Origin of the sequence: Caballeronia sp. LZ035, from assembly GCF_031451175.1 — a bacterium.
GTDB lineage: Bacteria > Pseudomonadota > Gammaproteobacteria > Burkholderiales > Burkholderiaceae > Caballeronia.
In genome coordinates this window covers 1,154,669-1,168,229 of the sequence record NZ_JARUXS010000002.1, presented here as the reverse complement: position 1 = coordinate 1,168,229, position 13,561 = coordinate 1,154,669, and the positions used below count along the sequence as shown (strand labels likewise).

Below are 13,561 nucleotides of genomic sequence, written 5' to 3'. Positions count from 1 at the left end.
TGATGGCGCATCTCGCTTGTCAATCGGCTTGAGAGAGGCTCGCGCCGCGGCCATGCAAGGCCGAAGCCGGTTCCGAGTGAGGCGCGTCCTTCGGCTCGATGTCCTCCAGCGTTTGGGCTCGCGTGTTCACACCGAGCACGAGCAACGCGAGAATCTGCAACACGATCAAACCGATCAGGAAATTGGTGACGCCAAAGATCCCGCCGATGCCGAAGATCATCACGATGCCGCCCTGCGCAGCCGCCGATGCAAGCCGCCCCACGGCAGCGGACAGCGATGAACCGCGCATCCGCAACTCGGTGGGAAAGAGTTCGGGGATATAGACCGCGAAGGCAAGCGACGTGATGCAGGACGAACACATCATGATGACGGCGCCTGTCGCCATCAGCTCGATAGGCGAATGGACCATCGGATACAGCGCCGTGGCGACCGCTTCGAGCACCAGCACGCCGACGATGCTCACGCGGCGTCCGAGCCGGTCTGTCAGCGCCATGCCGATGAGGCAACCGACAGGCGTGCCGATCCCCATCACCGCCGTGTAGCCCAGCGTCGACGTGACCGCGATGCCCTGCTTGACGAGAAAGGTCGGGAACCACGCGATCAGTCCGTAGAGCACCGACATGTTGACCGCCGACATGATCATCGTGAGCACGGTCCTCGACAACAGCGGGTTGCGGAACAGTGCACGATAGCCGGGTTTTGCCGCGACCGGCGCCGTATCGGCCGCTGCTGCCGTCACGGACATCGACACGCTATCCCACGCCGGAAGCTGCGGAAAACGCGCTTCGATGGACCGCAACAACGCGTCCGCTTCTTCGTGGCGGCCCTGCGATTCGAGCCAGCGCGGCGATTCGGGCATCGACTTGCGCATGAACCAGATGCCGATGGCGCCCAGCCCGACGAGCGCGAACATCGAGCGCCAGCCGAGCGCGGGAATGGCCCAGTAACCGATGATCCCGGTCGCGGTCACGGACAGGTTGGTGAGCAAGGCGAGGATCGCGCCGAAGCGCCCGCGCGCGAGACTCGGCACGAACTCGCCGAGCGTCGCATAGCCGATGATCAGCTCGGCGCCGAGGCCGACGCCCATCACGAAGCGCAGCGCAATCAGCACCGTCATGTTCGGCGCGAACACCGCTGCAATCGAGGCGAGGCCGAAGACCGCGAGGTTGAACTGGTAGGCCATGCGCCGCCCATAGCGATCACCGATATAGCCGCCGATCAAAGATCCCAGCCACATGCCGATCAACGTGCTGGAGATGAAGGCAGCGTTGCTTTGCAGCGTCGACCAGCCGCCCTTGACGAGCGTCGCCAGCACGCCGCTTTGCAGATAGATATCGAAGGCGTCGAGGAACAGGCCGGCCCCGATCATGCCCACGAGATGCCAATGGAATCGGCCGATCGGCAGCCTGTCGAGGCGAGCACCGGAATGGGCGCGCAGCGTAGGGGAATGGCTCAAGAAACGTCTCCTTTTTTGGCCGTCGGAATCGGGTGGGCGTTCTCGTGGAATCGCTTTCTGTGTCGCTCGTCATTGCCGTCGCTCGAGACGAGCGGCGATGATGAGCGCCCCACCCGGTCCGCATGCGAGGCTTCATGCCATATTAAGGTGCTGACGCAAAAAGTTTTATTGAATAATCGTTAGATTTCACGTCAATTTTTTTGACTTAGCGACGCACGCAGACACACAGTCAAGGCATGTCCGAGGCCGCGTCCCGGTCGGCCGCGCGCGTGGCGGCGAGCAGGATCTCCTGCAACGCGAGCAACTGACGGCTCTCACTGTCCGTCTTGCGCGTGACGAGCGAGAACTGGAGAACCGGTGCATCGCGCAACGCGATGACCGTGACAGGATAGAGCGTGCAGATGGCCGGCTCCATGAGCGGCACCAGGGAAATACCGAGCCCCGCGCTCACCAGCGGCGCAATCGCACGGACGCTGTCGAACTCCAGGTCGCCCGCCGGCTTGCCGCCGAAGCGCTGCTGAATATACTTGGCGGCCATCGCGCCGGAGATCGTGTTACGGTCATAGCGAATCCACTCGTAGCGTTTGAGCAGCGCACTCAACGACCGTTCGCGTTCCTGTGGCGGCACCATCAGGGTCAGCCCGCGTTTGATCAGCGGTTGCCAGTGCAGCCGGGACAAACCGCGTTCCGGCTGCGCGACCACCGCTGCATCGAGATCGCCCGCCTTGACCGCGTTGGTCAGCTCGATGCTTTTTCCGCGCCGTGTTTGAAGATGCAGCAGCGGATAACGGGTCTTCAGTCGTTTGAGCAACTCGGGCAGCACGACGGGCAGCATCGATTCGAGCATGCCGAGCTGCACATGGCCTTCAACCTGAAAGCTCGGCTGGCGGCGAAACGCATCGAGACGCGACAGCATGCCGTGCAACAACTCCGACAACTCGTACGCGGCAGGCAGCGGACGTACTTCCAGCCCGGAGCGATCGAACAGCTGCCGGCCGACATAGGCCTCCAGCTGCTTCATTTGCATGCTGACCGCGCTGGGCGTCAGATGCAGATTTTTTGCCGCGCCTGCGAGGGAACCGACATCCAGCACGGCCTGCAAGGTATTGAAGATTTCGATCTTCATCAGATTTTTTGTCGAGTTTCGTCAGCAAAACTCCATTTTATCTTACGAAGCGTTGCCCTATTCTTGCAGGCAAGCGCACGACGCGCCGCCCAACAAGGAGACAAGCATGAAGCCTTCCCCGTCCGAGTCCAGTACAGTACGTCAAGGTAAGCCCGAGATATGGTACAGCGCTGACCTTGAACGCGACACGTCGTGGACCCTTCGCATGAGCGACGAAGCCGCGGAGGGCTTCGACCGTGCCATGCGCCACGCGAAGGCGCTGGGCAAGCCGCTGCTCGACATGACGTCGGAAGACTTTCCGCTCGAACCCGCCTCCGCCGAGATTCTGCATCGCGCGTTCCGCGCCACGCAGCAACGCTTCGGCATGTGCCTGCTGAAAGGCTTCCCGGTCCACAAGTGGTCCGTGGAGGAAGCGAAGCTCGCTTATTGGGGACTCGGCCTGCACGTCGGGGTCGCGCGCACGCAGAACCGCGCCAGCGAAGTCATGAACGATGTGCGCGATTCCGGCGCGACCTATAAGTCGAAGAACGGCCGCGGCTACAACACCAATGCAGCGCTCGACTTCCATGCGGACTCGTGCGATGTCGTCGCCCTCCTCTGTCTTCATGAGGCCAAGTCGGGCGGCCAGAGCAAGATCACGAGTTCGTTCGCGCTGGTCGAGGAGATTCGCAAGCGTCGGCCGGAATTGATCGATGCATTGAAAGGCCCTGTCTTTCACAGCTATCAGGGCACGCAGGCGCCTGGCCGGCCGGGCTTCTACAACTGCCCGGTGATCGGTTCGCTGACGGAGCACTTCGCCTTGCGCGCCAATCGCAAGAACACCAACGCGGCGCAAGCGGATTTTCCGGAAGTGCCGCGCCTCACGCCCGAACTGACCGAAGCGCTCGACTTGCTGGATGAACTGGCCGCCGATCCGCGCCTGTGCTTTTCCATGTGGCTCGAACAGGGCGATCTGCAATTGCTGAACAACTACGTGATGCTGCATTCGCGTACGGAATTCGAAGACTTCGAAGACGAGGCACGGCGTCGTCATCTGTTGCGCCTGTGGATGTCGGTGCCCGATTCAGCGCCGCTGCCGCCCGAATGGGAATACTACTTCGGCGATGCGCGTCCCGGCTCGGTGCGTGGCGGCGTCCGTGGCAGCTATATCACGGAGGCGTTCGTCCGCTTCGAGAAACGTCAGGCCGACCGCATGAAGATGCTGCTCAAGCCGGGGCTCGACGGATCCGTTCCGGCCGCCACGACCGCACAAGGAGATGCTCATGTCGTCGCATGAGGACGTGTCGCCGTCGGGCGCCTTGAAGCGCCGTCTCGCTGCGGGCGAAACCGTGCTCGCACCCGGTATCTACGATTCACTGACCGCGCTCATCGCGGAACAGGCCGGATTTCAGGCGCTGTATCTGTCGGGCGGAGCGGTTGCGTATACCTCGCTCGGACGCTCCGATGTCGGTCTGACGACGGCCAAGGAAGCAGTCGATACGCTATGGCGTATCACGGATCGCGTGCGCACACCGGTCATCGTCGATGGCGATACGGGCTTCGGCAACGCGCTGAATACGCAGCGCACCGTGCGCGACTTCGAGCGTGCGGGCGCGGCCATGATCCAGCTGGAAGACCAGGGCTTTCCCAAGCGCTGCGGTCATCTGGCGGACAAGACGCTGGTGTCGTCGGCCGAGATGTGCGGCAAGCTGCGCGCCGCGCTCGATGCGCGCCACTCTGCCGATACGCTGATCCTCGCACGCACCGACGCCATCGCAGTCGAAGGTTTCGACGCCGCGATGGAGCGCGCCGAGGCCTACCTTGCATGCGGCGTCGATGCGCTGTTCGTCGAAGCCGTGCATACGGTGGAGCAAATGGACATCGTGTGCCGGCGCTTCGGCGAACGGGTTCCGCTGCTGGCGAACATGGTGGAAGGCGGCAAGACGCCGGTTCGAAGCGTCGCGGAATTGCGGCAACGGGGATACCGCATCGTGATCTTTCCGGGCGGCACGGCGCGCTTCGTGGCGCACGGGCTGCAAGGGTACTACGCGAGTCTGCTGAACCACGGCACGACTGAACCCATGTGGCCGCAGATGCTGACCTTCGACCAGTTGAATGAAGTGATCGGCACGCCGGAGCTGCTGGCGGCGAGCAAGCGGTACGTTTGATCGGGGCGCGCGGGACGAAACCGTTCGCGTTCCCGCGTCTATGCAAAGCACAAACGATTGGTTCGCAACGCAACCCATCGATGCTCCAATCTCGCCTTTGCATTCAAGTCCGTCACCAGCGAATCATGTCATCCCCGCACGTTTCAACGACCGCGCGCACCGGTACCGCGCGCGTCGCCTTTGCCGCCTTCATCGGTACCACCATCGAGTGGTACGACTTCTACATTTACAGCACGGCTTCCGCGCTGATCTTCAGCCACGCGTTCTTTCCCCCCGCCACCAATCCGCTCGCCGGCATACTCGGTTCCTTCGCGGCCTACGGCGTGGGCTTCTTCGCGCGGCCGCTGGGCGCCGTGTTTGCTGGACATTACGGCGATCGCATCGGCCGCAAACGCGTGCTGGTGCTCTCGCTCGTGTTGATGGGCGTCGCCACGGTGCTGACCGGTCTGCTGCCGACCTACGCGAGCGCCGGTCTGCTGGCGACCGCACTGCTGGTCACCTTGCGCCTGTTGCAAGGCGTCGCGACCGGCGCCGAATGGGGCGGTGCGTCGCTGCTGTCGGTCGAGCACGCGGCGCCGCGCCGGCGCGGACTGCTCGGCTCGTTCACGCAGGTCGGATCGGCGACGGGCATGTTGCTCGCGTCCGGGACCTTTCTCGCGGTGCGCTCGACGCTGTCGGTCGAAGCATTCAACGACTGGGGCTGGCGTATCCCCTTCCTCTTCAGCGTCGTGCTGGTGGCAGTGGGCGCGTTTGTCCGTTCGCGTATCGAAGAGCCCGCGCCGTTCGTTGCCCTGCAGAGCGAAGGCCGCATTCGCCGCGCGCCGGTCGCCGACGTGTTGCGTTATCACCGGCGCGCTTTGCTCGTCACGATAGGCTTGCGTCTGCTGCAACCGGCCATGTACGCGATCGTCACGACCTACGCGATCAGCTATCTGAACCTCAAGCGCGGCGGTGCCTCGTATGCGCTGACTGCGGTGATCGTCGGATCGGCGTTCGCGGTGATCGCGACGCCACTGTGGGCCGCGCTCACGGATCGCATCGGCCGACGCGGGCCGGCAATCTGGGCGGTAGTCGGCATCAGCCTGCTGGTCTGGCCGTTCTTCTGGTTTCTCGATCACGGCGATCTGCGTTACCTGCCGCTGGTCTTCGCGATCGAACTCGCCCTCTTCGATGCAGCCATCTACGCACCCGGCGCTGCATGGTTCGCCGAGCAGTTTCCGGTTGAGGTGCGCTACAGTGGCATCTCGCTCGGCTATCAGATCGGCACGTTGCTCTCGGGTGGACTCACGCCGTTCGTCGCGGCGGCATTGCTGGCGGTGGGCGGCAACACCCCTTGGCTGATTTGCGCTTATATCAGCGCGCTCGGATTACTGAGTCTCATCGCGGTGCTGGCCGCCGCCGATCCAGCCGCACGCGGTGCACTTCGCGCTCCGCAGTCGCCCGTGGATTCCGCCGTCATCACCTGAAGGGAAAGTCATGAGCCACGCCCGCTCCCATACAGAAGAAGCACGCATCCTCGCCCGGCTCGAACGCGAACATGCCGCACCCAAGGCGTTTCGCGCGCTCTCGGCGCCCGTCTGGAAGGCCGGCGCGCTGAGCGAGAAGGACAAACATCTCGTTGCCGTCGCGATCGCGCAGATCACACGTTGTGCGTTCTGCATCGAACATCACGCCGAACTGGCACGTCATGGCGGCGCAAGCGCGGCAGAATCGGTGGCGATCAGCTATCTGAGCGCAGCGCTCGAATCGCTGGGTGATGCAGTGGTATCGATCGATGCGGGCAATCTCGCCGTACAGGATGACGACGCGGTCGCCGGTACAAGCATTGCCGAAGCGAGACGACGGTTCGTGCAACAGGTGTTCGACACCGACGCGCTGACACCGGCCTTGGTCTGGGTCGCGGCAGCCGCCGCCGCGTATGCGCAATCGAACGATTCGCGCCGCCGGGTCTTTCATGCACAGGCGCTCGAAGCCGGCGCATCGGGCGAGGCGCTCGACGAAGCGTATGCGATTGCTGTCGTACTGCGTGCGGGTGCTGTCTATGCGCACGTGCTGCATGTTGCGGATGCGTTCGCATAACACGGTTGAAGTCCCGGCAACGGCATCAGGCACCTTGCGTGACGCACGCTGGAACGACGCGTTGACGTGAGGCGCGAATAGTCTGTCGGCGATTCGGGTCGTCTGCTGGCTTGCTGGCGGGTTTGCGCCGTGGTCTATTCACGGACAGGCTTAGGTCCTTGCCTGCGGTCACAGCTTCCCGAAGTCACATGCTTGCTGCATTGCGTGCGCGGCTTTTTGCGGTACGCGGTGCTCAGCGTCAAACCCCACCACCTCTTCACGGCGCATCGTTTGCCCGATCACCGGGTCGAGGCGATGCCATCCGTGCCCGGATTGTCCTGCAGGCACCCTTCTGCGTGGCCACCGCCGGCGGCTTGAACAGCCACGTCGCCAGCCGCAGCGCCTCGTCGACTTCCCAGTCAGGCTCGAACAGAAAAGCCCGTCACCGCTCCGCTGACGCGCCAAGCCGGTCTTGCGCCGACCGTCTCATCCTGTCGTAAGGTTTACCCCAATTTAAACGCCATCCAACAAAAGGGACATTTCGATTGCTGCACGTAATCCATGTGAAACCCAATTGACGCCACCTTGAAGCGCCGCCTCTGTGAAGTGGCGTCGCGCACGCCGCAAAGGAGAGCGATTTGGTCCTCGAACTGGAGCGGGTCAGTGTCGTTTCTGGCGGGCAACCGTATTTATACGCCGTGGATCTGCGCCTCGTCCCAGGCGCCATCAATGTGCTTCTCGGACCCACGCAGGCCGGCAAGACGACGCTGTTGCGCGTGATGGCGGGTCTGGACAGACCGACCGAAGGCCGCGTGCTCGTCGACGGCCAGGACGTGACAGGCGTCAGCGTGCGCCAGCGCAATCTCGCGATGGTCTATCAGCAGTTCATCAACTACCCGGCGATGACGGTGTTCGAGAACATCGCCTCGCCTTTGCGCCTGCAAAAGACCGACCCTGCTGAAATCCGCCGGCGCGTACGGGAAGTCGCAGCCAAGCTGCATATCGATCATTTGCTGGAGCGGCGGCCGGGCGAGCTGTCAGGCGGCCAACAGCAGCGCTGCGCGCTCGCGCGTGCACTCGTCAAGCGTACGTCGCTGGTGCTGCTCGACGAGCCACTCGTCAATCTCGACTACAAACTGCGCGAGGAATTGCGCATGGAACTGGCCATGCTCTTCGCCGACGGCAACACCACCGTCGTCTACGCAACAACGGAGCCTCTCGAAGCATTACTGCTGGGCGGCCATACGGCGATCGTCGATAAAGGCCGGGTTCTGCAGTTCGGTCCCACGCTCGATGTCTATAACGCGCCGGTCAACGTCGCGGCCGCCGCAGTCTTCAACGACCCGCCGATGAACATGCTGACGAGCGACTGCGGCAACGGCCGCGCGCGTCTGCCGATCGGCGTGGAGGTTCCAGTGCAGCACGGTCCCGCTGTGAGCGGCACATGCCGCATCGGTATCCGGCCGGGGCATCTGCGTCTTAAGCCGAAGGCTGCTCATGCGATCGCGGTGCCGTGCCGGCTCGAACTCGCTGAACTGAGCGGCTCCGAAACCTACCTGCACTTGCGCACGCTAACCGGCGCGGTCAACCTCGTGGCGCAGTTGCAGGGCGTGCATCAGATCGAGCTGGGCACGCAACTCGACGTTTTCATCGACCCTCGAGAACTGTTTGTGTTCGGCGCAGAGACCCAACTGGTGTCCCGCCCGGAGGCAGTGTATGGCGTGCATTGAGTTCAGGAATCTCGCCCACGCGTACCGCCCGAACCCCGCGACGGTCGACGACTACGCGCTTCAACCCATGAGCATGGTCTGGGATGACGGCGGCGCCTATGCGTTGCTCGGTCCATCGGGTTGCGGCAAGACCACGCTGCTGAATATCGTGTCAGGCCTCGTCAAGCCCTCGGAGGGCACCGTGTTGTTCGACGGACGCGACGTGACGGCGCTCAGTGCACGTGAGCGCAACATCGCCCAGGTATTCCAGTTCCCCGTGGTCTACGACACGATGACCGTGTTCGATAACCTCGCGTTCCCACTGCGCAATCGCAAGTTATCAGCCGCCGAGGTCACGAAGCGCGTGCACGAAGTCGCGGAAATCCTCGACATGACGCGCGACCTGCCGCTCAAGGCGAGCAACCTGGCCGCCGACGCCAAGCAGAAGATTTCGCTGGGGCGCGGCCTCGTGCGCAAGGACGTCGCGGCGATCCTCTTCGACGAACCGTTGACCGTGATCGACCCGGCGATGAAATGGATGCTGCGCCGCCAGTTGAAGAAGATTCACCAGCAACTCAAGCTCACGCTGATCTACGTGACGCACGATCAGGTAGAAGCGCTCACTTTCGCCGACGAAGTCGTGGTCATGACGAATGGCCGCGTCGTTCAGAAGGGAGGCGCCGATGCGCTTTTTCTGCGGCCGGATCACGCGTTCGTGGGCTACTTCATCGGCAGTCCGGGCATGAACCTGTGTCCGATCGAACTCGACGCCGACGGCGCCCGGATCGGCTCGCAGCGCGTGCCGCTCGACGCCGGCACGCTGGCGACGCTACGGAACGCGCATCAGCAGGCAGGCGGCGCGCTCAAACTGGGGATTCGCCCGGAATTTGTCCGCCTCTCGCAGGGAGGAGGAACCGGCGCGGTGAACGCGCAAGTGCTGAAGGCGCAGCAGCTCGGCAACTATCAACTGGTCACCGCACAATGCGACGGCCATGTATTCAACGCGCGGCTCGAACCGCATGTGCGGGTGGTCGACGGACCTGCATGGTTGCAACTCGTTGCGCCTGAAACCGTGTACTTCTGCAACGACGAAAGAATCGAAACGCGCGTCTTCGAAGGGGCCGCGCGATGAACAAGCCCGTCAATCAGAAAGCATGGCTGCTGGTGATTCCCGTGTTCATCTGCGTCGCGTTCTCCGCGATCCTGCCGCTCATGACGGTGGTCAATTATTCGGTTCAGGACATCATCGGCCCGACGCAGCATGTGTTCGTGGGTACCGAGTGGTTCCGCAACATCATGACCGATCCGGACTTGCGCGAAGCGCTCGGCAGACAGGTCATTTTCTCCACATGCGTACTGCTGTTCGAGATTCCATTGGGTGTGGGCCTCGCCTTGTCGATGCCGGCTTCGGGATGGCGCGCATCGGCCGCACTCGTGGTGCTTGCCATGCCGCTGCTGATTCCGTGGAACGTGGTGGGCACGATATGGCAGATCTTCGGACGCCCGGATATCGGATTGCTCGGCTACTGGCTCAATCGTCTGGGCTTCGACTACAACTACACGGCGAGTCCCACGGCCGCATGGATCACCGTGCTGGTGATGGATATCTGGCACTGGACCCCGCTCGTCGCGCTGCTGTGCTATGCGGGCTTGCGCGCGATTCCGGACGCCTTCTATCAGGCCGCGGAAATAGACGGCGCAAGCCGCTTTGCGGTATTCCGCTACATCGAGTTGCCGAAGATGCGCGGCGTGCTGATGATCGCCGTGCTGCTGCGCTTCATGGACAGCTTCATGATCTACACCGAGCCGTTCGTACTGACAGGCGGAGGTCCGGGTGATTCCACCACCTTTCTCAGCCAGTACCTGACCCAGAAAGCGGTGGGTCAGTTCGATCTCGGCCCGGCTGCGGCTTTCTCGCTAATCTATTTCCTGATCATCCTGCTGCTGTGCTTCATTCTCTACAACTGGATGAGCCGCGTAGGAAAAGGCGGACCCGCTGCGCAAGGAGACGGCCATGCAGGATAAGCGCCGCTGGATGCGGACCTTGATGCTCGTCGTCTATATGCTGTTCGCGCTGATTCCGCTTTACTGGATGTTTTCGATCTCGCTGCGCACGAACGAGGAAACCATGTCGACGTTCGCCACGTTGCCGCAGCACGTGACGTTCGATAACTACAAGGTGATCTTCACGGACCCGTCGTGGTACTGGGGCTATATCAATTCGATCATCTACGTGCTGATGAACACGGTGATGTCGGTGCTGGTCGCGCTGCCTGCTGCTTATGCTTTCTCACGCTATCGCTTTCTCGGCGACAAGCACATGTTCTTCTGGCTGCTCACCAACCGCATGACGCCGCCCGCGGTGTTCCTGCTGCCGTTTTTCCAGCTCTATTCGAGCGTCGGCCTGACCGACACATACATTGCCGTCGCACTTGCACACATGCTGTTCAATGTGCCCCTCGCCGTGTGGATTCTCGAAGGCTTCATGTCGGGCGTCTCGCGAGAAATAGACGAGACCGCGTACATAGACGGCTATACGTTTCCCGCCTTCTTCGTGAAGATCTTTCTGCCGCTCATCAAGTCGGGCGTCGGCGTCACGGCTTTCTTCTGCTTCATGTTCAGCTGGGTCGAACTGCTGCTCGCACGCACACTGACATCGGTCAACGCGAAACCGATTGCTGCCGTCATGACACGGACCGTGTCGGCGGCCGGCATGGACTGGGGCGTGCTGTCAGCGGCGGGCGTGCTGACGATCGTTCCCGGTGCGCTGGTGATCTATTTCGTGCGCAACTACATTGCGAAGGGCTTCGCGATGGGGAGAGTGTGATGTTCACCTGGATGTACTGGACGCCCGAGGTCGCGATCTTCTTCGGCTGCATTGTCGTCATGCTGGGTGGCATGACGGTATGGGAACTGCGCTCGCCCACGCATGAACGCAAGGGCTTTCTGCCAATTGCGACGACGCGCGGTGATCGCCTGTTCATCGGCCTGTTACTGGCCGCGTATGTCAACCTCGCGTGGCTCGCGATCAGCGCCGAAGGCTCGAGTGCCTGGCCCGGCTTCGCAGCCTCGGTGCTCGTGGTGCTTGCGATCATGTGGAAGGGCTAGCAAGCAGGCGCATGCAGTGAAGACTGGCAAAGCCGGTTCCGCTGATGCCCCCAGCGGGTGCCGACATAGTCGAAGGGGCACCGAAGACACAGGAGAAGACCATGCATCAGAGGAGACGGACCGTCGCGCTGGCATTGGCAAGTATCGTGTCAGGCGCCTTCGCGAACCAGGCTCTGGCGGGCACGCCAGAGGCGCAGAAATGGGTGGACAGCGAATTTCAACCCAGCACGCTGTCGAAACAGCAACAGATGGACGAGATGAAATGGTTCATCGACACCGCGGCGAAACTCAAGTCGCAAGGCGTCAAGGAGATTCATGTCGTGTCGGAGACCATCGACACGCACATCTACGAATCAAAGACGCTTGCGTCCGCGTTCAGTGAAATCACCGGCATTCAGGTGAAGCACGACATCATTCAGGAAGGCGATGTTGTCGAGAAATTGCAGACCTCGATGCAATCCGGGCAAAGCATTTACGACGGCTGGATCTCGGACTCGGATCTGATCGGCACGCACTATCGCTATGGCGTGATCGTTCCGCTATCGGACTACATGGCGGGCGAAGGCAAGGACTTTACCAACCCCGGTCTCGACCTGAAGGACTTTATCGGCACGAGCTTTACGACCGCGCCCGACAAGAAGCTCTATCAGCTTCCGGACCAACAGTTCGCGAACCTTTACTGGTTCCGCGCGGACTGGTTCGCACGCAAGGATTTCCAGGACAAGTTCAAGGCGAAATACGGCTACGACCTCGGCGTGCCGGTCAACTGGTCCGCGTATGAAGATATTGCCGAGTTCTTTACGAACGACGTGAAAAACATCGACGGAGAGAAAGTTTATGGGCATATGGATTACGGCAAGAAGGATCCGTCGCTTGGCTGGCGCTTCACGGATGCCTGGCTCTCCATGGCGGGCGAAGCCGACAAAGGGATCCCGAACGGCATGCCCGTCGACGAATGGGGCATTCGCGTGACGGCTGATGGGTGTCATCCGGTAGGGGCGTCGGTGTCGCGCGGCGGCGGCACCAACAGCCCGGCAGCCGTCTACGCGACGACCAAATACATCGACTGGCTCAAGAAATATGCGCCGCCGGAAGCATCGGGCATGACCTTCAGCGAGGCTGGCCCGGTGCCGGCGCAAGGCCGGATCGCGCAGCAGGTGTTCTGGTATACGGCGTTCACGGCATCGATGCTCAAGCCGGGCAACGTCACGAATGCGGACGGTACACCGAAGTGGCGCATGGCCCCGTCTCCGCATGGGGCTTACTGGAAGGACGGCATGCAGAATGGTTATCAGGATGTCGGTTCGTGGACGTTCTTCAAGTCGACGCCGGCGAATCAGCGGGCCGCCGCGTGGCTGTATGCGCAGTTCGTGACGTCGAAGAGCGTGTCGCTGAAGAAGTCGATTGTCGGTCTCACGTTTATTCGCGACTCCGACATTCATAGCGACTACTTCACGAAGAACGCGGACAAGTATGGCGGGTTGATCGAGTTTTATCGCAGCCCGGCGCGCATCGCATGGACGCCGACCGGCAACAACGTGCCTGACTATCCGAAGATGGCGCAACTCTGGTGGAAGAACGTGGGTACTGCTGTCGCGGGTGAGAAGACCCCGCAGGCTGCAATGGATAACCTCGCGAAGGAGATGGATCAGGTGTTGGCGCGTTTGCAGCGGGCCGGGATGAAGGTTTGCGCGCCGGAACTCAATGCGCAAAGCGATCCGTCGAAGTGGTTGTCCGACAAGAACGCGCCGTGGAAGCGGCTTGCCAATGAGAAGCCCAAGGGTGAGACGGTGAAGTATGAGGAGTTGTTGTCGGCGTGGAAGGCGGGGAAGGTGCGGTAGCGCGTTTTTGTGGATGGGCGGCGCTTGATTGCGCCGCCTTTTTTTGTTGTATTGAGTTTGGCAAGCGGCCGGAAGCGATCCCGGCAGCGGTCTAGATTTGGGCTATGGATCTCGTC

12 protein-coding genes are annotated in these 13,561 nt (G+C 62.0%); 10 read left to right on the top strand and 2 right to left on the bottom strand.

The features are described 5' to 3' along the window. Window positions 1–19 precede the first annotated feature (19 nt). Together QCE88_RS20895 and QCE88_RS20890 are read right to left on the bottom strand one after the other, a co-directional pair. Window positions 20–1,456 (bottom strand): MFS transporter, encoded by a 1,437-nt coding sequence (locus tag QCE88_RS20895; RefSeq protein WP_309905671.1) that lies wholly within the window; start codon window positions 1,454–1,456, stop codon window positions 20–22. Window positions 1,457–1,685: 229 nt separating this feature from the next. After that, window positions 1,686–2,582 (bottom strand): LysR family transcriptional regulator, encoded by an 897-nt coding sequence (locus tag QCE88_RS20890; protein WP_309905669.1) that lies wholly within the window; start codon window positions 2,580–2,582, stop codon window positions 1,686–1,688. A 205-nt stretch (window positions 2,583–2,787) separates the two neighbouring features. Between QCE88_RS20890 and QCE88_RS20885 the strand changes: the two genes are divergently transcribed. The 10 genes from QCE88_RS20885 (at window position 2,788) to QCE88_RS20840 (ending at window position 13,445) form a co-directional block, all read left to right on the top strand. Next, window positions 2,788–3,858: a TauD/TfdA family dioxygenase gene (locus QCE88_RS20885; RefSeq protein ID WP_309905667.1), complete on the top strand. Its 1,071-nt coding sequence runs from the start codon at window positions 2,788–2,790 to the stop codon at window positions 3,856–3,858. After that, on the top strand, window positions 3,845–4,729 hold the full coding sequence (locus tag QCE88_RS20880) for an isocitrate lyase/phosphoenolpyruvate mutase family protein (RefSeq protein ID WP_309905665.1): 885 nt from the start codon (window positions 3,845–3,847) through the stop codon (window positions 4,727–4,729). The genes QCE88_RS20885 and QCE88_RS20880 overlap by 14 nt, the downstream gene beginning before the upstream one ends. Window positions 4,730–4,854: 125 nt before the next feature. Further along, complete coding sequence (locus QCE88_RS20875) at window positions 4,855–6,195, top strand: MFS transporter (protein WP_309905663.1); 1,341 nt, start codon at window positions 4,855–4,857, stop codon at window positions 6,193–6,195. 10 nt (window positions 6,196–6,205) lie between these two features. Next, complete coding sequence (locus QCE88_RS20870) at window positions 6,206–6,808, top strand: carboxymuconolactone decarboxylase family protein (RefSeq protein WP_309905661.1); 603 nt, start codon at window positions 6,206–6,208, stop codon at window positions 6,806–6,808. Between the two features lie 617 nt (window positions 6,809–7,425). After that, window positions 7,426–8,517 carry an ABC transporter ATP-binding protein gene (locus QCE88_RS20865; protein WP_309905659.1) on the top strand — a complete coding sequence of 364 codons (1,092 nt, stop codon included), beginning with the start codon at window positions 7,426–7,428 and terminating at the stop codon, window positions 8,515–8,517. Beyond that, window positions 8,504–9,628 carry an ABC transporter ATP-binding protein gene (locus tag QCE88_RS20860; RefSeq protein WP_309905657.1) on the top strand — a complete coding sequence of 375 codons (1,125 nt, stop codon included), beginning with the start codon at window positions 8,504–8,506 and terminating at the stop codon, window positions 9,626–9,628. The genes QCE88_RS20865 and QCE88_RS20860 overlap by 14 nt, the downstream gene beginning before the upstream one ends. Beyond that, window positions 9,625–10,521, top strand: coding sequence for a sugar ABC transporter permease (locus tag QCE88_RS20855; RefSeq protein ID WP_309905655.1), 897 nt, complete (start codon window positions 9,625–9,627; stop codon window positions 10,519–10,521). The genes QCE88_RS20860 and QCE88_RS20855 overlap by 4 nt, the downstream gene beginning before the upstream one ends. Then, window positions 10,511–11,323, top strand: a complete 813-nt coding sequence (locus tag QCE88_RS20850) for a carbohydrate ABC transporter permease (protein WP_309905653.1) — start codon at window positions 10,511–10,513, stop codon at window positions 11,321–11,323. Before QCE88_RS20855 ends, QCE88_RS20850 begins: the two co-directional genes overlap by 11 nt. Further along, window positions 11,323–11,604 (top strand): DUF2160 domain-containing protein, encoded by a 282-nt coding sequence (locus QCE88_RS20845; RefSeq protein ID WP_309905651.1) that lies wholly within the window; start codon window positions 11,323–11,325, stop codon window positions 11,602–11,604. The genes QCE88_RS20850 and QCE88_RS20845 overlap by 1 nt, the downstream gene beginning before the upstream one ends. 101 nt (window positions 11,605–11,705) lie before the next feature. Next, on the top strand, window positions 11,706–13,445 hold the full coding sequence (locus tag QCE88_RS20840) for an ABC transporter substrate-binding protein (RefSeq protein WP_309905649.1): 1,740 nt from the start codon (window positions 11,706–11,708) through the stop codon (window positions 13,443–13,445). Window positions 13,446–13,561 lie beyond the last annotated feature (116 nt).